This is a genomic window from Candidatus Brachybacter algidus, assembly GCF_016707225.1.
Taxonomy (GTDB): Bacteria; Bacteroidota; Bacteroidia; order Chitinophagales; family Saprospiraceae; genus Parvibacillus; species Parvibacillus algidus.
Map to the genome: position 1 here is coordinate 194,486 of NZ_JADJID010000006.1, position 20,903 is coordinate 215,388.

A 20,903-nucleotide genomic window follows, 5' to 3' on the forward strand; every position below is an offset into this window, starting at 1 on the left:
AACATTAGTGCGGTGAATACACCATGGGCTAGTGGTGGAAGAGGAGCATACGGTCTTTTATTAGACCTGGGTGCCACGGGCACAGGAAAAATTGTATCACCTGTAATTAGTAGTAATACAATCACTGCCCTGGATGGCCTTTGGGCGCACGGTATCGGCCTTGAAGGCAATACGCCGGGTGCAGCTGTTTCGCTAAACACAATTAATAATGTGACTGGTCACCTTACAGGTGTACCTACAGCAGTAGCTGTTAAGGTAGAAAGTAACCTGGGTGCAGGTACAGTAGTCATCAACTACAACAACTTCAGCCTTGTTGAGTACGGGGTACTGAATGTAACAGGTACTAAAGTAGATGCAAAACACAACTGGTGGGGTGATGGTGATGATTCCGGTCCGGGTACAGTGGGCACTGGCACAGGAGTATTGGTATCTGTGGATGTCGATTTCTGTCCATGGCTGGATGGCCCTAGCGGAATTGATGTCATAGTTGCTGCAGCTACATTGGCAGTAACCGAAACTGGTGGAGTTGCCAATGATGATGGAACCATTTGTATTGGACAATCAGTGACCTTAACAATTTCAGGTGCTAAGGCTGGTTCGACGTATCTGTGGTCAACCGGAGCTACTACTGCTTCTATAACAGAAAGTCCGCTTGCTACGACGACATATTCAGTAACAGTAAGTTATGGTGGATGTACTGCTACATATCCTCAGCAGATCATCGTAGATCCACTGCCTACAGCTACAATAGCTTATGCTCAGGCTGAATTTTGTGCGATAGGCACTGCGACAGTGACTCAAACAGGCCAGGCAGGTGGTATGTATTCTATATTGCCGGCAAGTGCTTCCCTTAATACTGTAACAGGAGCTATAGATTTAAGCACTACTGCACCAGGCACATATACAATTACTTATAGTTTTACTGGAGCTACAATGTGTTCTAATACTACTAATACTACTGTGACCGTTAATCCGCAACCTACGATTTCAATTTTGACGAATACAGGTGTTCTTTGCAACGGACAAAGTAATGGAACTGCAAGTGTTCTTGCTGTCAACGGTACAGGAACTTTTGATTATCTATGGAATGATTCTGCTCCGACTATGACGCCTGCTATAAGTGGATTAGCAGCTGGAACATATATGGTCACTGCCACGGATGATAAAGGATGCTTTGTATCTACATCTGTGACAATTACTCAACCGGCAGTTCTTACGGTAGTGAATTATATTATAACCAATGAAACATGCCAAGCTTGTGATAACGGAAGTATTACAGTTATTGCGACTGGTGGAACAATGGATTATGAATATAGTAAAGATGGAGGGGCCAACTGGCAGACTTCTAACCTATTTATGCTTTTACAGGCCGGATCCTATTCTATGGTTGTCAGAGATCACAATGGATGTGAAACAGTATCTGATATCGTAGTGATCACAGAACCAGGTGTGTATCCTGATTTGACACCGGCTTTAGTTTTCTCTTCTACCAATATTGTTGTTTCGGGAACAATAGACGAGGTGGTTAGAATAAGAAATATCGGAACAGCGGCTACAACGGGTACAATCACATTTAGGGTGACAAATTATACACCTGCAAGTGGTTTAGTTATAGCAATTCATCCGGATGCTGATGTGACAATAGGTGGAGATACTTATGTATTTGATCACAATGACTTTACCTGGACTTTTAGCGGTGGATTTATTGTATTCACATCTAAGGTCGGAGTATCTATTGGGGCTAGTCAAACCAAAAAAATCGGTTTAAGAATTACACGAACCGGTGGCGGAAAAGGAACAATTACTGCATCAGCGAATATAGTTAATGGTTCCGGTGGAGAAAATAATCCTCCTAACAATTTATTATCTAATACACTTATTAAAAATTAATCACCTTAATTAAAAAGTTAAAAACTATAAATGATGAAAAATTATAAATTGATCATTTGCTTATTCTTGCTCTTAGGCTCAGCACTTGCTAAAGCTCAAGCTACTTACGATTTTCAAGTAGCAGCGGTATCCCCTGAACCTTTCTCGGTGGCTGTCGGTGAAGAAGGACAGATATTCATTGATGTTGGATATTTAGGTGATGCACCTGTGCCTATAGGAGGTATTCGGGTACAACTTTCGATCTCAGGTGAAATTGAAATTCCTCTTCCTGTTAACTTTTCTGATAATGGATGTTATTTGTCCGGTTCTATATGGGCTGTTACATACATTGCATACATTAATGGTAACACAGAAGTTGTACTCAAAAATATGGTGGGAGTTATGAACGATGGTGTTTCATGTTCTATGACTATTCCTTTTATAGGTAAAAGTGTAAGTTGCGAGGATTGTGGAGCAATATCTTGCAATGCATCCTTTACTGATGAAGCGATCGGAATCGGTGATACGAATGGGAATAATAATTCTGCCACGGCACTCTTCACTGTTACCGCTCCCCTTCCTATCAAACTAGGTGAGTTTAACGCCAAAGTAGATGATTGTTCATCAGTAAATGTCACATGGAATACGTATAGTGAGGAAAACTTTGACCGTGCAGAAGTTCAAAAGTCTGTTGATGGTAGAAACTTTGTAACAATAGGTTCCGTAAAAACTAAAGGTAATGGCGCCTCTGTGAATAACTCTTATGTTTTCACAGACAATACTCCTTTGGTTTCAGGTACTGTTTATTATAGACTTAAGGCTATAGATCTTGACAATTCGATTAGCTACTCAAGAGTCGCTACTGCCATCGTAAAATGTGATAATGCCATAGATATGAATATCTATCCGAATCCGACACATGGAGAGGCTAACGTTACATTTTCAGGATTTAAGACCAATAATATGCGGGAAATGCTGTTGTTGAATGTCAAAGGAGATGTGGTGAAAAATTTCAAAATGGATCCTCTTTCAAACAACAATTTAAATATCAGCGAATTGCCATCAGGCGTTTATTATTTAAAATTGGTGGATGAATCAATCGTGCTTCAGAAGAAATTTATAAAAGTTAATTAACAATAATCCCTTATTTAATATTAGTATTTTAAGAAAATACCACACTTAAGAGGCACCCATTTTGGGTGCTTTTTTTATTTTACTAGAGTGATAATTGGCCTTGAGTTAAAACTCAAGGCAATTGAACGAGATTAATAAAGATTTAAGATTAAATTTCCAATATTCCACCAAGTAATTTGCCGTTGGTTTTAACCAACGGATTACAATCAAACTCTTGATAGGACTTCAGTTCCAATAATTTATCCTAATCAAATAGTGCAAAATACTATTTCAACTTGAATGTTTCCGCTGCCTTTTTTATCTCATTGATACTCACCTCTGACATGTCATTTGTGGTGCCAAAAAGTATGTAATAATTGCTGTCAGTGGGCAATATCAACTGATATAGATATTCTGGAACTCCAGTCTTTATGTTTTTACCTTTTGATATTATTTCATACCCGGATAAATCGCCAATGACGATATCTGCTGAACGTTTAATACTATCTACTTCAAAAGGTGTTTGCTTAAGTCTATTAATTGAAAAATCCTTCAAGTCCTCTGTATTGGCATTTGAAAACGATTTAGATATTATCAAAGATGTCTTGTCATCTGACTTTGTTGGCAACTCACCATCTACGGTGTATATCAGGGAGTTGGACATATTGCCAGCAAATTTTAATTTTGTGCCACTTACTTCAATGGTATATTCAACTGTTTCAAGAATATTGACCTGTTTTTCAGCTTCATAATATGCGGACAATAAGCATTTTTTAATATCAACGGATAACTTAGTCAGGTGTTCGGGAAACACACCATTGATCATAATAGTCTCCTTTTCTGTTCCGAATACCAAAATATATTTTGTATAGATATTGCCATATGCACTTTGCTTTCCCTGCACTAATAAAGCAGGCAGGCCATTCAATAGGATATGGTCATCGCTAATCATTTGGACCCCAGTAGACAATAAATTTTCTTTTGTAATACCTTTAGATGTTTCAGAAAAAGGTCCCGGAATATTTAATACCATGATGCTAGATCCCGATACTTCCTCTTGAAATCCCAGAAAATTCACAGCCTTTGTAAATCCATTAGGCGGAATTAAGCTAATCTTAGTGCCTTCTACATTTTGGTGATCAACTGTGAGTTTGTTGACAATTTTTATCTGTGCTGAAACCAATGTAATGGTCATGACAAAAAGTATAGTAAGGTATTTCCTGGTCATATTTATTATTAACTATTTTAATAGTTCAGTATAAGGCAAAATTATGATTATTAAAAAGAATAAATGTTAAATTTTTTAATGACAGTAATAAATTGGCTGGGACTAAAGTCCTTATATAGACATCCATTGATCCGTTGACTTTAGTCAACGGCAAATTATTGAAACTAGATATTTTGCTATTCGCCCTGAGTTGAAATTCAAGGCTATTGAACTAGATTAATTCAGATAATAATTTTGATTTAACATAATAGCTCTGAATAACTTGCCATGATTTTATGCATCGGACTGCTATAATGCTACCTATCGGATGGACCTTAGTACCAATAATCAGGTTGATATGATTTTAAAATTGCCTGGTGCGTCAACCATGAGATTCAGCCGGCTCTTACTGTTCGCTGTTCGCCGTTCACCTCCACACCTCCACACCTCCACACCTAATCACCCCTTACATTTTCACCTCACCCACACTTACTTCTGATTTTAAATTTTGCCTCTAATTTCTAGCCTCTAGAATCTGGTGTCTGACTTCTGACCTCTTACTTCTGACCTCTGATTTCTAATTTTTATCTTACCTTTGCGCCTTAATTAATCCATAGGATATGAGAGATAAAGTAGAAGATATTGATGAATTGAAGAAAATCGCCACCCAAGTGCGTCGCGACATTCTTCAAATGGTTTTCAACGCCTCCAGCGGACATCCGGGTGGTTCACTCGGGTGTGCAGATTTCATGACTGCACTGTATTTTAGAGTCATGACCCAATCGGATGAATTTAAAATGGATGCAAAGAATGAAGATGCCTTTATCATGTCCAATGGCCATATCTCTCCGGTGCTTTACAGTGTGCTGGCAAGAAAAGGTTATTTTCCAGTAGAAGAACTGTCGACCTTCCGTAAATTAAATACCCGACTTCAAGGACACCCGACGACCCATGAAGGATTGCCGGGCATCAGGACAGCTACTGGTTCTTTGGGTCAGGGATTCTCTGTCGGTGTAGGTATGGCATTGGCGAAGAAGATGGATAAAGATCCGGGATTCGTATTTGTTTCCACTGGTGATGGCGAACTTCAGGAAGGTCAGATCTGGGAAGCAGCGATGTTTGCTCCTTTTCATAAACTAGACAATTTAATAGTGACTGTGGACTGGAATGGCCAGCAAATCGATGGTACCAATGATCAAGTATTAAGTCTTGGTGACCTTGAAGGTAAATGGCGAACTTTCGGTTGGAGAGTAGTCGTCACAGATGGCAATGATATGGAGTCCATCGTCAAAGCCTTGGAAGAAGCTAAAACACATGTAGGTACGGATATTCCAACTGTCATCCTTATGAGAACGAATATGGGTTGTGGTGTAGACTTTATGATGGGCACACACGCATGGCACGGAAAAGCACCAAACAAAGAGCAACTTGATAAAGGGTTGTCACAACTGGTGAGTTCTTTGGATGACTTTGTTTACAATGAAAATTATTCAGCACCAAACCATAAACACTAAGATATGAATATCAACGATATAGTTTCGACAGGAAAAAAGGCCACCAGGGACGGTTTTGGTGAAGGCTTGCACGAAGCAGGACGAAGAAATGACCAGGTGATCGCACTTTGTGCAGATTTACTTGGTTCACTAAAAATGGAAGCTTTTATAGAAGATTTTCCTGACAGGTTTGTACAGATGGGTATTGCCGAAGCTAATATGATGTCCGTCGCTGCAGGCCTTTCTACTACTGGTAAGATCCCTTTTACCGGTACATTTGCCAATTTTTCTACAGGAAGAGTATACGACCAAATCCGCCAATCTATTGCTTACTCAGGCAAAAATGTAAAAATTTGTGCTTCTCATGCTGGGCTTACCCTGGGTGAAGATGGAGCAACTCATCAGATACTGGAAGATATCGGCATGATGCGCATGCTTCCGGGCATGACGGTGATCTGCCCGATTGACGCTAATCAAACTAAAAATGCGGTGCTTGCTATTTTGGATCATGTAGGTCCGGTATACTTGAGGTTCGGAAGACCTGACTGGCCGGTATTTACAGGAGTGGACGAACCATTTATCATAGGTAAGGCGCAGACGCTGGGTAGTGGAACAGATGTAAGCATCATGGCGACTGGACTAATGGTATGGAATGCAGTAGAAGCGGCGAAACAATTAGAGGCTCAAGGCATCTCTTGTGATGTCATCAGTATTCCGACGATCAAGCCGCTGGACGAAGCTGCTATCGTTGCTTCTTTGGCTAGAACAGGCTGCGCAGTTACTGTCGAAGAACATCAAATCAATGGCGGTCTTGGCGATGCTGTGGCTCATGTAGCTGCTAAAAATACTGCTTGTCCAATGGAATTTATAGGTGTCAAGGACAGCTTCGGTGAAAGCGGAAAACCAATGGATCTTTTGAAAAAATATGGCCTGGACGTGCCAGATATCGTCAATGCAGCTCTAAAAGTTATAAAAAGAAAATAATGGCTAAAAAAGTGAAAGAAACAGCTCACGGACCCAAATCAATGAAGTTCAATAGTAAGGTCATCCATGCAGGAGTATCTCCGGATCCTTCAACTGGAGCTATCATGACACCGATATTCCAGACGTCTACTTATGTTCAGGATGAACCGGGTGTGCACAAAGGACACGAATACGGCCGCACCAGCAATCCTACAAGGTCTGCACTTGAAGCCAATCTAGCAGCTTTGGAGAATGGAAAGTATGGACTTTGCTTCTCAAGTGGGCTCGGAGCTATGGATACCTTGCTGAAAATGCTCAATCCAGGTGATGAGATAATATCTACTAATGACCTCTATGGCGGTTCGTACAGGTTGATGACACGCGTTTACGGTCGATTCGGTATCAAAAGTCATTTTATTGACCTAAATGACACTGTTCAGCTGGAAAAATTGATCAATCCACGCACCAGACTTATCTGGATAGAAACACCAACTAACCCGATGTTGAATATCGTCGACATTAGAAAAGTGACGAAGATCGCTGAGAAATACGGCATCATCACTTGTGTGGACAATACTTTCGCTTCACCTTATCTTCAGCGTCCTCTGGATCTGGGAGCAGATATAATTCTTCATTCTTGTACCAAATATCTTGGTGGCCATAGTGATGCGGTCCTTGGAGCATTGGTGTGCAATAAAAAAGAAATTGACGATCAACTGAGATTTTTGCAGAATGCATGTGGAGCGACACCCGGACCAATGGATTGTTTCCTTATACTTAGAGGTATTAAAACATTACATATAAGAATGAAGCGCGCATGTCGCAATGCAGGAAGACTTGCTGAATTTTTGAAGAATCACCCTGCCATAAATAAAGTTAATTACCCGGGATTTAAGACACATCCTAGCCATCAACTTGCATCTACACAGATGAGTGACTATGGGGCTATGGTTTCTTTTGACCTGAAAAAAGATTCATTGGAATCTGCTATCGGAGTACTCAAGAAATTCAAAATGTTTAGCCTTGCAGAATCTCTTGGAGGTGTAGAGTCTTTGGTAGGGCATCCTTCTACAATGACACATGCTTCTATTCCAAGAGAGGAACGTCTGAAAGTTGGACTTACAGATTCATTGATCCGATTGAGTGTAGGCATCGAAGATATCGAAGATCTTATGGCTGACCTTGATCAGGCTTTGAGTTAATGGGTTAGCAAGGATTGATGTACTGAATCATTAAGGACAAGCACAGAGTTTAAGTTATTCAAGAGAGGTAAGAATTGGGGTAAGTAACCTGGTTTGGAGTCTGCTTTTGCCGCTTCTGGTTTATAGAGCCATATATCTCGGTGCGCTGCACCTTGGTACTGCCCTTATTTTATTTTCTATAAATACAAAGGTGCGCTGCACCAATGCAATGCAAAAAAGGTGCAGCGCACCAAAATATTTGTAGTAATTAATGTGCAAGAGAAATAAGGTGCAGCGCACCGTGATATGAAATATTTGGTTACTTAATAAATGCGTTTTTTAGACACCCTGTTAGAGATTGAATAATGATAACTCAATTTGCAACAAGTGATGCATGAAAATATCCTTAAAAGCCTGCGAACCTCACCGTTATGGTTTAAATTGCCAACAAAAATTTGAAATAGGTCATAAGTTGAACTATTGGTCAACTAAAGTATTATGGCACGCTTAAATTTTCAATTTAGTTAAAATTATCACCTATATATAATTCATAAAAAAAACCCTTGAAAAGGGTTGAATAACAATAGCCGCGGGTGCAAGCCGTGGTGGATTAAGGCGTTCAACCAACCCTGAATTAGGTTGAATTATTTACCTAAATTAAATATGTCAGATTCATTTCTTTTTAAGTTAAATTGAAATAAAAAAGTAAGCTATTAAAAGCTTGTCCGACAAATGCTATGACGGCGGTGTCAATTCTATTCCCTCAGCCACACCATCCATAAAAAGTAAAAATTATGAATCAATTAACGATACGCCATCTACCTTCTAAAATCAACCATCTACCTTAGGTTTTTAACTGCCGAACCATGACTTTATATTATATTGAGCTTTAAATCAATTACTTTGGAAACAGTATTTAACTGGAATAACTATTCGAAGAAGCAGGATGACCTGCATATCATTTGTTATCTGGAAGGCGAGCTGCTTTATTGTTGTGAATATACCGACAATCAACACGATTATCAGATGGAGATAAAGTGTCGGTTGAAGGATTTTGCCATCGATGAAAAGGAGTCAGTTATGAAATGCAAAAGTTTCATATTAAAACATTTTGGATTAAAAGCTCTTGAAGCAATAGAGATAAAACTTAAAGAGGAAAGAGGTTGATAGAAAATGAATTTTTGTTATTCAGGCAATTTATTCTTAAAGATGAGGCATTGGCCCTTGTTAAAAAATTAGATGAAGGTGGCATAGAGGCCATCCTTGGGGACAATAAAGCTCCATTTGATGTGACATTTAGTGGGAATACTTCGATGGATAAATATGATGTCAAAATAAGAAAGAGAGACTTTGAAAGTGCAGACCTACTCATTGCAGAAACCTCTGATGAAGCTATCCATGACCTGCCGAATGATTATTATTTATATTCATTTACTATTGATGAATTATATCAGATCCTTGCCCGATATGATGAATGGGGTGAGATAGATATTGCACTTGCAAAAAAAATACTGACCGAACGTGGAGAGAACATAGATGATGAATTGATAAGTATTTACAAAAAGAAACGACTTACCCAGCTCGCCCTACCCGAGAAAGTCAATAAAGGTTGGCTAATAGTCTCTTATTTCCTTGCATTGAGCGGTATCTATGGCATCGCATTTGGCCATATTATTTACTCATCTAACAAGACACTTCCGGATGGAAAGGTGGTACCAACCTACACAGAAAATGATCGCAAAGCAGGGAAAATCATCTTTTATATTGGATTATTAGCCTGCATTATTTTCCTATTAATGAAGATTTTTATTAATAAATTATAGAAAATATATAGTAAAGAATAAAAATTTTAGTCTATAAAACATAATAGCAATGGACTTTTGACCAATTTCTAACCAAAGACAGAAAAATTAAATAAATAAAAATAGGTTATTTTATTTTTAATAAGTATACATTTACAATATGAACACAGCGCAAGGATTCGGATTTTTTTATTTTTATTTTTACTTTAGAGAGTAGGCCGGATCGCTTTTGCTATAATTAAGATATAAATTAATAAACATAAGAATCCTGGCCGCAAGCCGGGATTTTTCATTTTAAGTCAATGAATAATCCAATTTTAAATAACCATACTCCAATAAAAAAGATAGCCATTCAGGGTTATGAGGGAAGTTTCCATCAGGAAGCAGCATTGAATTTCTTTGGTGAACATATAACTATCCTACCTTGTGATAATTTTCCTGAAGTTTTCAAAGTTGTGGATGATGCCGCCCAGTCTGACGCCGCTGTAATAGCTATAGAGAACTCGATAGTAGGTAGCATCCTGCCCAATTATAATCTTCTACAAGAGAGTAAGCTCATCATTACCGGCGAGATCTATCTCAATATTAGCCAAAATCTTCTGGTATATCCGGGCGTACGAATAGAGGATGTCCGTGAAGTTCGTTCGCATCATATGGCCATAAGACAATGTAGAAATTATCTGCTCGACTTTGACTGGAAAGTGATAGAAACAGAAGACACTGCTCTTAGTGCCAAACACATCAGACAGCATCACAGCAAACATATAGCTGCTATCGCTTCCAAACTGGCTGCCGATATGTATGGTCTTGAAATTCTTGCACCGGACATCCATACGATGAAAACTAATTATACAAGATTTCTGGTCCTGGAAAGAGAAAAGCAAGCTATGCCAGTACCGGATGCAAACAAAGCTTCTGTCAATTTCAACACCAATCATTCCATGGGAAGTCTGGCCAAAGTGCTTACTGCCATCGCTGATGGGGGCATCAACCTCAGCAAGTTGCAGAGCTTCCCGATTCCTGGTAGTGAATGGCTATATTCCTTTCATGTCGACATGGAGTTTGATTCAATCGAACAATTTGATAAAGTAATAAACATGATCCGATCTCTTACAGTGGAATTGAAAATATATGGTGTGTACAAAAAGGGAAGTACCATTTAAAAAAAAGATAAATGATCAAAGAAAGTATTAAAACCGCGACAAGGCTGGATGGTATCGGAGAATATTATTTCTCGACCAAACTCAAAGAAATCGATGTACTCAATAAAGCCGGCAAGAATATCATCAATCTTGGAATAGGTAGTCCTGATCTGCCTCCTCATCCTGATGTCATAGAAGAGCTTAATAAACAGAGCCAAAGGCCCGATGTACATGCCTATCAGAATTATAAAGGAAGCCCCATATTGCGACAGGCCATAAGTAATTGGTATGCGCAATGGTACAATGTCGAACTTGATCCAGTTTCAGAGATTTTGCCGCTGATGGGATCTAAAGAAGGTATTATGCACATATGTATGACTTACCTTGATAAAGATGATATAGTGCTGATTCCTAATCCCGGATATCCAACTTATAGCAGCGCTGTGAGGTTGGCGGGTGGCCAAGTTGCAGCTTACACATTGGATGAGTCGAAGAATTGGGCACCTGATTTTGCAGAACTTGATTCTATTGTTTTATCGGCTAATCATCCCGTGAAAATGTTGTTTGTCAGCTATCCTCACATGCCAACAGGTGCGAGTTCGGATCGGGATATTTTTGAAAAACTTGTCCGATTTGCTATCAAACATGATATACTTATCATTCATGACAACCCATATAGCTTTATCTTGAATGATAGTCCGATGAGCATGTTAGAAATTCATGGAGCTAAGGAAGTCGTCATTGAGCTTAATTCCTTATCTAAATCACACAATATGGCGGGTTGGAGAGTTGGAATGATATGTGCGGCAGAACAAAGGATCAATGAGATCATCCGTTTCAAAAGTAACATGGATAGCGGAATGTTCTTGCCCGTCCAACTTGCTGCAGCAAAAGCATTAGAACTAGGAAAGGATTGGTTCGATCAATTAAACGAAGTTTATAAAGAACGGAGGGAGAAGGTGTACGAATTACTAGCATTGTTGAAATGCACCTTTCATACCGATCAAAACGGAATGTTTGTTTGGGCAAAATGTCCAATTGATTGTAAAGATGGTTTTCAATTAAGTGACGATGTGCTGTACAATGCGAATGTGTTTATAACTCCGGGTGGTATCTTCGGAAGTGCAGGTTGCAATTTTGTAAGAGTAAGTCTTTGCAGTACTAATGAGAAACTCGATGAAGCAATTAAGCGAATAAAAACAGCTGATCTATGGTAGTCACGGTGATAGGTATGGGGCTGATCGGTGGGTCTTTGGCGCTTTCCTTGCGTGAACATGGGCTATCTAGCAAAACAATTGTAGTAGATCAGAATGATGTACATGTGGAGAGGGCCTTGGCCTTGGGTTTAGCGGATGAGACTAGGGGGCTGTTGGATGCAATAAATGTTTCCGAGCTCATTATTTTAGCCGTTCCGGTTGATATTGCTGTAAAACTTTGTCCGCAAATACTTGATCTTGTTACCGATCAGATGGTCTTTGATGTTGGATCTACCAAGTCTAGCATTCTACAAGCCATCCACAATCATCCGAATCGAGGGCGTTTTGTCGCCAGTCATCCCATGTGGGGAACAGAATTCAGTGGCCCAGATGCTGCCATCTCGGGAGCTTTTGTCGGAAAGGCAGTTGTAATAACTGATCCTGAACACAGTGATAAGATTGTTCTGGAAAAAATAGAATCTATCTTTTCAATTCTTGGGCTCCATATTTTGAAAATGAGTAGTGCAGACCATGATCTTCATGCAGCTTATGTAAGTCACATTTCGCACATCACTTCATTTGCATTGGCCAATACAGTGCTGGAAAAAGAAAGAGAAGAAGATACCATTTTCCAGTTGGCAAGTGGTGGATTCGAAAGCACAGTCCGCCTCGCAAAGAGTAATCCAGCGATGTGGGTGCCGATCTTCATGCAGAACAAGGAAAATGTCCTGGATGTATTGAATGAGCACATCTCACAATTAAGAAAATTTAAAAGTTGCCTCGAAAAAGAAAACTATGAATATCTATACGAACTCATTGAAAATGCGAATCGGATAGGGAAGATATTGCCGTGAAAGAAATGGTGAATTATAAATGATGAATTATAAATGATGAATTATAAATGATGAATTATAAATGATGTGTGATAACTATATAAATCGAAAGCAAACGTAACGCCATACTAACTTCTAACTTCTAATTTTAATTTTAAACATGAAAATACTAATTGGTAACGAACAATGGATATTAACCACAAAGCATGATCACATCCGTAACGCCATTCTAATTTCTAACTTCTAACTTCTAATTTTTTTAATAACAATTAACAATCATACACCATGATACAGACATTAAACACAACAAAACCGATCGAAGAGATCTTAAACAAAAAGCCTTTGATCATCTCCGGACCGTGCAGTGCAGAGACAGAGGAACAAGTCATTGCAACAGCCACCAGACTTGCAGCCACAGGTAAAGTTGATATCCTGCGTGCAGGAATCTGGAAGCCAAGGACCCGTCCGGGAAGTTTCGAAGGAATCGGCACCAAAGGTCTTCCTTGGCTGCAGCGAGCGAAAAGGGAAACCGGATTACCGGTGACAGTTGAAGTTGCTACAGCGAAGCAAGTGGAAGATGCCTTGCATTTTGATGTAGATGTGCTGTGGATAGGTGCCAGAAGTACAGTCAATCCATTCAGTATACAAGAAATGGCCGATGCATTAAGAGGAGTTGACGTGCCCGTATTGATTAAAAATCCAATCAATCCTGATCTTGAACTTTGGACTGGAGCCGTTGAAAGGATTGCAAAAGCAGGGATTAAAAAAATCGGTTTAATTCACCGAGGATTCTCATCCTATGGCAATGCTGAATACAGAAACGCTCCGATGTGGCACCTAGCCATTGAGATGAAGCGTAGAAATCCGGAATTGATCTTTATCAATGATCCGTCTCACATTTGTGGTCGAAGAGACATACTCATGGAAACAGCTCAAAAGGCTATAAATCTTGATTATGATGGCCTCATGATAGAAAGCCACATAGATCCTGACAATGCTTGGAGCGATGCTAAACAGCAAGTTACTCCGGAAAGATTGGCAGAAATGCTTGAGTCCATGATCTGGAGACATGAAGCTCCGGAGAGTGAAGATTCACTTTCAAGACTCGAGAAGATGCGTCAACAAATCAGCCATCTTGATGATGAATTGATGCAAATACTTGGTCAAAGGATGAAGATCGCTGATGAAATTGGTTCTTTCAAAAAGGAGAACAATATTACCATCCTTCAGACTACCAGATGGAATGAAATATTATCAACTGCATTTGCCAAAGGAGACATGCTTGGGTTGAGCCAAGAATTTATTACAAGGTATTTTGATGCAGTGCACATGGAGAGTATTAACCATCAGAATAAGGTGATGGATGGGGAGGGGTGATTGTTAATTATTAGGTGTTTATTGTTAATTGTTAGGTGTTAATTATTAATTATTATTCTGTACATCACTTCAGTTTTTAACCTCATTAATTTTTTATTCTTAATGTTTAATTATAGTTTCGGAGTTGCTCATTTCATTGATAATTTATGATTTAAATAAATAACTCAAGTTTCGGCAGTTAAGAAACAAAGGTAGATGGCTGATGTTAGATGTTAGATGGAGCTTAGTCAATTGATTCATATTTTTTCTTTAATAAGTTTAGTAGAAAAAGTATCCATGTGATTGATGGAAAGCCATCTAAAATCTACCTTCTAACATCTAACATTTTATTATAATTTAAATTTTTTCTTCAAAAAGGAAAATTTGACTACCGAAACTTGAGTAAATAAGTTTTTGCTAATAAAATTATTTAAAACACTGTCCGTCTATGGTTAAATTTGTATCTTGAATTAAATTCATTTGCTGTACTCAATAATCGAAGTCTAATTCTAACTTCTAACTTCTAATTTCTAACTTCTGACTTCTAACTTCTATCATTGATTGAGTAATATCAATACTTCTGGAGTTTATTTTTAACGCAGAAACTTAGATTATTCGAGAAATGAATTTTTAATATTAATTGGATTGAAGAGCGTCGGAAAGAAATTTTTACTAAACTTAGAAATAGATATTTGTACAGGCGGATATTTGTTTTCTCTATTTGTAATGTTAATTGGTTATTCCAAATTACACAAAAGTTACATTTCAATAATTAAGTTTTCTCTTTTATTAAATCTACCTGATAAGGTCAAATAAATCATATGTTTTAAAAATAAACGTAAATATACGTTGATCACGCAACGTTATAACTTATGTTTACGTTATGATAAAAATACATTATCATGACAAGCGAACAAATTTTAAAATCAGACATGTTGGACATCCTTTTTGATGGTCGTAACAAAGCTTATGGAGCATATGAATTAAGAAGAAAATATGACAATGATCTTGGCCATGCGCTTTTGGTAGGTGTCCTGATCACGGTTTCATTTTTTGGCTATTCCTACTACAATGACATTTTTGGAACAAAAGAAATTCCGCCTACGGAAATTATTTATGATGTATCTGGTGGGTTTAAGATCTTGCCAGAACAAATTATTCCCGAGGTGATTAAGGCAAAACCTGCTGCACAAAATGCTTCCAAGACAATTTCTTTCACTGCACCAATAATTTCAACAAAACCAATACATGAAACACCAATTGCTTCTGCTGCAGAATTGGAACATGACAATCCCGGTGTTATTTCACAAGAGGGTATAGAATCCGGTCCGGTGAGTATAGATCCTACCTTAGGCGTGGAATCGGGGTTAAATGGTGATGTTGTGCCAAATATACCGGATGAAAAAGAGGACAATGTGGTTAGAAATTATGTGGAACAAATGCCGGAATTTCCAGGCGGATTATCTGCACTAATGTTATGGTTATCGAAGCATCTGGAATATCCTAAAGAAGCAGTTAGAAATGGTCTTGAAGGAAAGGTAATCACCCAATTTACTGTTGAAAAAGATGGATCTGTGACCAATGTCAAAGTAATCAGAGATGGTGTAGGTGGCGGCGCTGGTGACGAAGCAGCTCGAGTGGTAGGTATAATGCCGGGATGGAAAGCAGGGATGCAGAACGATAGACCGGTAAGGGTATTGTACACATTGCCGATCGCGTTTTCATTAAAATAAGATCCTTTAATTTCCGAGGGGAATACTGTAGGGACAGGTCGCGACCTGTCCCTACAGTTTTCACCTAGAAAAATTAACGCTAAACAAAATATCACAAATCTTCAGATTATTTAACAATACATTTCAGTTTTGTCAACTTAAAATGCGTGGTTTTTGCTACTTTTGCAAAAAAAATAACACATGTTTACCATCAATATATATCTAAGAATAGCAGGCATTGTAGCTAGTATTATAATTGGAGTAGTCCTAACCATGCTTTATGGCTTCTGGTATGCATTTCCTTTATATCTTATAGCAGTAGTATTACTCGCAGGGTACCTGTTGGTTGGAACTGTTCAGTCTGCAAGTCAACTTATGCAGATTCAAGATATGGAAGGGGCAAAGAAAAGACTCAATATGACGATATTCCCAAAGTTACTTTTTGGTCCGGGAAGATCTGCATATTATATGCTTAAAGGCTCATTGGCCATGCAGGGCAAGGATTACAATGAAGCAAAGGAGTTGTTCAAAGAAAGCGAAAACTCTAAATATACCACAGACAATGAAAAAGCCATGATCTATCTACAGCAGGCCAATCTCGCTGCTGTCAAGCAAAATTATAAGGAAGCTGCAATGTTTGTCAAAAAGACAGATGATCTTAAGATCACTGAGCCGATGATTAGAGATCAGGTGAAACAATTTAAACAAGCCATCGGCAAAACTGGTCAAATGAATATGCAGAACAGAATTGCAGCAGCTAACAGGGGAGGATCAAAACAAGGCAGACCTAGGATGCGCTAAGACAGGATCTGATGCATAAAAAAAATTGGCTGTTTCCTACTTTTTTCAACTTCATAGCTTTAAATCGACTTTTAGTATTAGTATTGATAATACTTACATCCACTGTTTGTCTTGCCCAGCAGATAGCAGTAGATACGATTAGTTTTGTAGGGTTAAAAAGAACAAGACCCTATCTATTATCAAGGGAACTTACCTTCCAGCAAGGTGATACCATTCTTCTTAAAGACATTCAGGATATATTCGCTATCAATGAAAAAAGGCTTCAAAATACTGGTCTCTTTGTCGAAGTAAGAATGAATGTCTTAGCCTTGGATATGCAAGAAAAAAAAGCTCATATCCAAATCAATCTCAAAGAGGCTCTATTCATTTATCCCGCACCATTACTGGAATTCCTGGACAATGATTTTAACAAATGGTGGCGCAACTATGACCGTTCGCTGAAGACACTGAGTTATGGTCTTTATCTCAAACACATTAATCTCACCGGCAATGGAGATGAGATGACCTTATATGGACAGGCGGGATTTACCAGAAAAATTTCATTGGATTACGACTTTCCATTCGCCAATAAATCCAATACGCTTGGCTTTGGATTCACTACTTTCTATTCTGCAAATAAGGAGATTGCTTATAAAACAAAAGACAATTATCTCCAATTCGAAAGAGATCTTGAAAAAGATCAGCTCAGGAGAACAAAGGTGGGTGTCAGGGCCGTATATCGACCTAAATTGGTCATAAGGCATCACATATTGCTTAATTATTATAGTTTCAAAGGTTCAGATTCTTTGACTCAATTCTACAATAAAGATTATTTTAATGGCCAGAGCAAACTAAAATTCCTCGAATTGGAATATGCCGCCGTATTTGATACAAGAGACATCGTGCCATATGCCATGAAGGGTGATCATATTATTGCTTATGTAAATAAGACCGGATTCAGTAAGAATAATGACATCAAGGTGTTTTACGCCGGATTATTAGCATACCATTATACATCGATTTCTAGTAGGTGGAGTTTGGAGAATATCGGTGGTGGAAGATTTAATTTTGATCGCGGGAAGGTGCCTTACTATTTCAATAAGGCGCTTGGATATGATGATCTGTATCTGAGGGGCTACGAGTATTATGTGGTAGATGGTCAGGATTATGCATTTGTGAAAAATAGTATTAGATTTATGTTCTTTGACAAGAAATTTGAATGGGGGAAAGCCATGTTTTTACAGGCATACCGCACGATGCCGGTCAAGGCTTTTCTCACAGCAAATGTCGATGCAGGATATGTCAGTGACCGTTTCTATTCAATAGAAAATTCATTATCTAACAGCGCTTTAATTGGGTATGGTTTGGGACTCGATTTAGTATTTTATTATAATAAATTACTAAGATTTGAAGTGACGAGGAACCATATAGGACAAACAGGATTTTATGTACATTTTGATGCAGGATTATGATACACATTTTAGTTTTTGCTAAATCAATAGATGCGGAACAAGCAGTATTCGTCAAGGAATTAATTGATAAATGTGCTGCTACATCTGTGAAATTGAGCTTTTTTGATAAGATGTACTCGGAGACATCAAAATGGTTATCAATTCCTGAGGATATAAAATGTCTGCCTGTGACAGACTTTGGCAATGGTGTTGGAATAGATTTTCTATTTTCATTAGGAGGAGATGGAACTTTGCTAGAGGCATCTATGATCATTGCAGATAGTGGAATTCCTATCGTCGGCATCAATATGGGCAGACTAGGATTTTTGGCGAGTATAGAAAAAAAGTTAATTGCTCAGACGATTGACAAGTTGATCAATGGGGAATACACCTTGGAAAAGCGCGCGCTGTTGCACTTTACGTCCAACGAAAGCCAATTTTCAGCATTTCCGTATGCATTGAATGATATGACTCTTATAAAAAGGGATCATTCATCTATGGTGGTAATTCATACAGTTGTAAATGGAGAATTTCTCAATTCATATTGGGCTGATGGAGTCATTTTGTCAACGCCAACAGGTTCCACCGGTTATAATTTGAGTTGCGGAGGCCCAATACTTATACCTACAGCAGAGAATTTTATTATTACTCCAATAGCACCGCACAACCTAAGCGTAAGACCTTTAGTGGTACCTGATTCTTCTATACTGGAATTTACTATAGAAGGGCGTGGAGAGAATTTTTTATGCACACTTGACTCAAGGCACGAGGTGATATCGCAAAGCACCAAAATTAAAGTAAGGAAGGCACCATTTGCAATAAATCTTGTAAAATTGCCCAAGATCACTTTCATGAAAACCATGCGCGATAAACTACAATGGGGTCGGGATACACGAAATTATAAAAAGTAAAAGAAGGAAAGATTAATTGCAATAAAAAAGCCGCAAAAAACACTATTCTGCGGCTATACTTACACTTACACTTACAATTAATCAAAGATTGACAACCTCTAAATAAAATTTAAAATGTGTGCCGAGGTTGGTCGATATAATAGAAATAATTTCTAAATCTAAGCCAAAGATAATATGAATACTTTTTGAATTATTGTAGATAATTAGCCACAAAAATTCAAAGTTATAATACCGAAAATAAATTTTTAATGTTTGTGTTAACTAAATTCTTCAACAAATGTGTTTGGCTGACTGCAATAATATTCTATAGTATTAGTGCAACGACTTATGGACAGTTATCTTCTTATAATATAATCAACTACAAAACTAAAGATGGATTACCACAGAATAGTGTAAAATGTATCCAATTTGATAAGGCTGGTTACTGTTGGATCGGCACGGAGAAGGGAATCGTTCGTTTTGATAGAAAAAATTTCAAAGTATATGATAATAAAAATATCGAGGGGTCAATATCAGAAAGAATTGCCTACTCGGCTCAAGATGCTGAAGGAAATGTTTATTTTCTAAACGACAAAGAACAGAATTTCAAAATTAAATTACCTTCAAATGGCCAAGCACCTTATCCAAAACTACTACATTCTTCAGAAATTTGGGGGCCATCGAAAGGCGGAAGTTCTTTAAACTCAACTCGTTTGAATAACTAATTTATAAATATATGGATACGAATAAATTATACGAAACACAAATATTAATAACACCAAAATTTTACCATATAATACCGAGCTGAAAATCGTTTAGGTCCATGAAGCTTCGGGGCCTATCACGAAATTCCATTCGGTATTAGGTGCCTTTTTTGACAGTTTCCTCCCTTCAGTTGGAATGACAAAGCTTTTGCTTAAAGGGGGATAAAATGGGGTGACTGAGCCGGCCCATTTAACTCCAAATCCCACCGATTTGGCGGCTTTACGAGCGAAATGAGGAATCTTAATTCACTGAGTCTTTTGTTTTTCCCTTTGAACAATTTGTTAAGCACACCTAAATAAATATTGTCAAAAAGATTGTCAACTATATATTACCTGCAAACAAGGTACTTTATGTCAATAGGTGTCTATTTCAGGATTTCATATTCCAATGCTATACGGACAAGCCCAGCTGTATTTTTTGCTCCCAACTTGATCATAATATTCCGTCGATGAGTCTCTACTGTACCGAAACTAATAAATAATTGAGTAGAGATCTCATGGGTTGTTTTTTCATCAATAATCATCTCAAGTATTTGTTGTTCACGACGGGAAAGTTTTGGAAATGGGCTTTCAGATATTTTGACATCTTTATGATTGGGGTGGAATATTAGAGTGGTGACTTCGTTGCTGATAAAGGTGCGGCCATTCATGACTGAATTGATGGCTTCGATGATCTCATCTCTGCCAGAGTTTTTATGTAGGTAACCATCTGCCCCGTTTTTCAGCATAAGTTTGATCAGACTACCTTCGTTGATCATGGACAGACCAATGATCTTAATATCAGGATGAGATTTTTTGATAATTTTGCATGCTTCAATACCATTCATATGGGGCATATTAATATCCATTAGAATTACATCAACAGAATTATTACTTAAATACTCAATACAATCTTGAGCTGATTTAAATAGATTAACGACGTTTATATTAGTTTGACTATCCAATAATAAATTGAGTCCTTCCAATACCATTTGATGGTCATCCACTATGATCAGATCAGGCATGATTATTTAATTAATTGGTATTTCAATATTTACTGTTGTGCCATGATTTGGTGAGGAGTCATAGTTTATTTTCCCGAGAGGTAATTAATTCTTGAATCAATGTTTTAAGTCCCATCCCTTTTTCGAGAGTATATTATTTATGTCAAA

General features: G+C 38.0%; 18 protein-coding genes. 16 read left to right on the forward strand and 2 right to left on the reverse strand.

The window, feature by feature from the left end; genetic code table 11:
• Window positions 1-12: 12 nt before the first annotated feature.
• Together IPI15_RS17290 and IPI15_RS17295 are read left to right on the forward strand one after the other, a co-directional pair.
• Entirely contained in the window at window positions 13-1,890 is a 1,878-nt protein-coding gene (locus tag IPI15_RS17290) for an immunoglobulin domain-containing protein (RefSeq protein WP_287421564.1), read from the forward strand.
• A 33-nt stretch (window positions 1,891-1,923) separates the two neighbouring features.
• Window positions 1,924-3,003, forward strand: coding sequence for a T9SS type A sorting domain-containing protein (locus tag IPI15_RS17295; protein ID WP_287405039.1), 1,080 nt, complete (start codon window positions 1,924-1,926; stop codon window positions 3,001-3,003).
• A gap of 265 nt (window positions 3,004-3,268) precedes the next feature.
• Here the strand turns inward: IPI15_RS17295 and IPI15_RS17300 are convergent, their stop codons facing one another.
• Window positions 3,269-4,210: a hypothetical protein gene (locus tag IPI15_RS17300; RefSeq protein WP_287405040.1), complete on the reverse strand. Its 942-nt coding sequence runs from the start codon at window positions 4,208-4,210 to the stop codon at window positions 3,269-3,271.
• A 599-nt stretch (window positions 4,211-4,809) separates the two neighbouring features.
• Between IPI15_RS17300 and IPI15_RS17305 the strand changes: the two genes are divergently transcribed.
• From IPI15_RS17305 to IPI15_RS17370, 14 genes are all read left to right on the forward strand, one after another.
• Entirely contained in the window at window positions 4,810-5,703 is an 894-nt protein-coding gene (locus IPI15_RS17305) for a transketolase (protein WP_287405042.1), read from the forward strand.
• A 3-nt stretch (window positions 5,704-5,706) separates the two neighbouring features.
• On the forward strand, window positions 5,707-6,666 hold the full coding sequence (locus tag IPI15_RS17310; RefSeq protein WP_287405044.1) for a transketolase family protein: 960 nt from the start codon (window positions 5,707-5,709) through the stop codon (window positions 6,664-6,666).
• A 41-nt stretch (window positions 6,667-6,707) separates the two neighbouring features.
• On the forward strand, window positions 6,708-7,847 hold the full coding sequence (locus IPI15_RS17315) for a trans-sulfuration enzyme family protein (protein WP_353738785.1): 1,140 nt from the start codon (window positions 6,708-6,710) through the stop codon (window positions 7,845-7,847).
• An 882-nt stretch (window positions 7,848-8,729) separates the two neighbouring features.
• Window positions 8,730-8,993 carry a hypothetical protein gene (locus tag IPI15_RS17320; RefSeq protein ID WP_287405048.1) on the forward strand — a complete coding sequence of 88 codons (264 nt, stop codon included), beginning with the start codon at window positions 8,730-8,732 and terminating at the stop codon, window positions 8,991-8,993.
• Window positions 8,994-9,007: 14 nt separating this feature from the next.
• Window positions 9,008-9,649 (forward strand): hypothetical protein, encoded by a 642-nt coding sequence (locus tag IPI15_RS17325; protein ID WP_287421568.1) that lies wholly within the window; start codon window positions 9,008-9,010, stop codon window positions 9,647-9,649.
• 281 nt (window positions 9,650-9,930) lie between these two features.
• Window positions 9,931-10,791 (forward strand): prephenate dehydratase, encoded by an 861-nt coding sequence (locus IPI15_RS17330; RefSeq protein WP_287421569.1) that lies wholly within the window; start codon window positions 9,931-9,933, stop codon window positions 10,789-10,791.
• A gap of 11 nt (window positions 10,792-10,802) precedes the next feature.
• Entirely contained in the window at window positions 10,803-11,987 is a 1,185-nt protein-coding gene (locus tag IPI15_RS17335) for a pyridoxal phosphate-dependent aminotransferase (protein ID WP_287405053.1), read from the forward strand.
• Complete coding sequence (locus tag IPI15_RS17340; RefSeq protein WP_287421571.1) at window positions 11,981-12,820, forward strand: prephenate dehydrogenase; 840 nt, start codon at window positions 11,981-11,983, stop codon at window positions 12,818-12,820. The genes IPI15_RS17335 and IPI15_RS17340 overlap by 7 nt, the downstream gene beginning before the upstream one ends.
• A gap of 264 nt (window positions 12,821-13,084) precedes the next feature.
• Window positions 13,085-14,176 carry a chorismate mutase gene (locus tag IPI15_RS17345; protein ID WP_287405056.1) on the forward strand — a complete coding sequence of 364 codons (1,092 nt, stop codon included), beginning with the start codon at window positions 13,085-13,087 and terminating at the stop codon, window positions 14,174-14,176.
• Window positions 14,177-15,057: 881 nt separating this feature from the next.
• Window positions 15,058-15,888 (forward strand): energy transducer TonB, encoded by an 831-nt coding sequence (locus tag IPI15_RS17350; RefSeq protein WP_287405057.1) that lies wholly within the window; start codon window positions 15,058-15,060, stop codon window positions 15,886-15,888.
• A 180-nt stretch (window positions 15,889-16,068) separates the two neighbouring features.
• The gene (locus IPI15_RS17355) at window positions 16,069-16,668 is read left to right on the forward strand and encodes a hypothetical protein (RefSeq protein WP_287405059.1); all 600 of its coding nucleotides are present in this window, start codon (window positions 16,069-16,071) and stop codon (window positions 16,666-16,668) included.
• Between the two features lie 11 nt (window positions 16,669-16,679).
• A complete protein-coding gene (locus tag IPI15_RS17360) occupies window positions 16,680-18,119 on the forward strand; it encodes a POTRA domain-containing protein (protein WP_287405061.1) in 1,440 nt (479 codons plus the stop codon).
• Window positions 18,116-19,009 (forward strand): NAD kinase, encoded by an 894-nt coding sequence (locus IPI15_RS17365; protein ID WP_287405063.1) that lies wholly within the window; start codon window positions 18,116-18,118, stop codon window positions 19,007-19,009. Before IPI15_RS17360 ends, IPI15_RS17365 begins: the two co-directional genes overlap by 4 nt.
• 248 nt (window positions 19,010-19,257) lie before the next feature.
• Window positions 19,258-19,713, forward strand: coding sequence for a two-component regulator propeller domain-containing protein (locus tag IPI15_RS17370; protein WP_287405065.1), 456 nt, complete (start codon window positions 19,258-19,260; stop codon window positions 19,711-19,713).
• A 404-nt stretch (window positions 19,714-20,117) separates the two neighbouring features.
• Here the strand turns inward: IPI15_RS17370 and IPI15_RS17375 are convergent, their stop codons facing one another.
• Window positions 20,118-20,756 carry a response regulator gene (locus IPI15_RS17375; protein ID WP_287405066.1) on the reverse strand — a complete coding sequence of 213 codons (639 nt, stop codon included), beginning with the start codon at window positions 20,754-20,756 and terminating at the stop codon, window positions 20,118-20,120.
• Window positions 20,757-20,903: the final 147 nt, after the last annotated feature.

Excerpts from the sequence above, each read along its gene's own strand:
- IPI15_RS17295 (WP_287405039.1), top strand. The coding sequence starts at position 1,924 with ATGAAAAATTATAAATTGATCATTTGCTTATTCTTGCTCTTAGGCTCA.
- IPI15_RS17350 (WP_287405057.1), top strand. The coding sequence starts at position 15,058 with ATGACAAGCGAACAAATTTTAAAATCAGACATGTTGGACATCCTTTTT.
- IPI15_RS17345 (WP_287405056.1), top strand. The coding sequence starts at position 13,085 with ATGATACAGACATTAAACACAACAAAACCGATCGAAGAGATCTTAAAC.
- IPI15_RS17315 (WP_353738785.1), top strand. The coding sequence starts at position 6,708 with ATGAAGTTCAATAGTAAGGTCATCCATGCAGGAGTATCTCCGGATCCT.
- IPI15_RS17305 (WP_287405042.1), top strand. The coding sequence starts at position 4,810 with ATGAGAGATAAAGTAGAAGATATTGATGAATTGAAGAAAATCGCCACC.
- IPI15_RS17370 (WP_287405065.1), top strand. The coding sequence starts at position 19,258 with ATGTTTGTGTTAACTAAATTCTTCAACAAATGTGTTTGGCTGACTGCA.
- IPI15_RS17360 (WP_287405061.1), top strand. The coding sequence starts at position 16,680 with ATGCATAAAAAAAATTGGCTGTTTCCTACTTTTTTCAACTTCATAGCT.
- IPI15_RS17340 (WP_287421571.1), top strand. The coding sequence starts at position 11,981 with ATGGTAGTCACGGTGATAGGTATGGGGCTGATCGGTGGGTCTTTGGCG.
- IPI15_RS17300 (WP_287405040.1), bottom strand. The coding sequence starts at position 4,210 with ATGACCAGGAAATACCTTACTATACTTTTTGTCATGACCATTACATTG.
- IPI15_RS17355 (WP_287405059.1), top strand. The coding sequence starts at position 16,069 with ATGTTTACCATCAATATATATCTAAGAATAGCAGGCATTGTAGCTAGT.
- IPI15_RS17330 (WP_287421569.1), top strand. The coding sequence starts at position 9,931 with ATGAATAATCCAATTTTAAATAACCATACTCCAATAAAAAAGATAGCC.
- IPI15_RS17365 (WP_287405063.1), top strand. The coding sequence starts at position 18,116 with ATGATACACATTTTAGTTTTTGCTAAATCAATAGATGCGGAACAAGCA.
- IPI15_RS17335 (WP_287405053.1), top strand. The coding sequence starts at position 10,803 with ATGATCAAAGAAAGTATTAAAACCGCGACAAGGCTGGATGGTATCGGA.
- IPI15_RS17310 (WP_287405044.1), top strand. The coding sequence starts at position 5,707 with ATGAATATCAACGATATAGTTTCGACAGGAAAAAAGGCCACCAGGGAC.
- IPI15_RS17375 (WP_287405066.1), bottom strand. The coding sequence starts at position 20,756 with ATGCCTGATCTGATCATAGTGGATGACCATCAAATGGTATTGGAAGGA.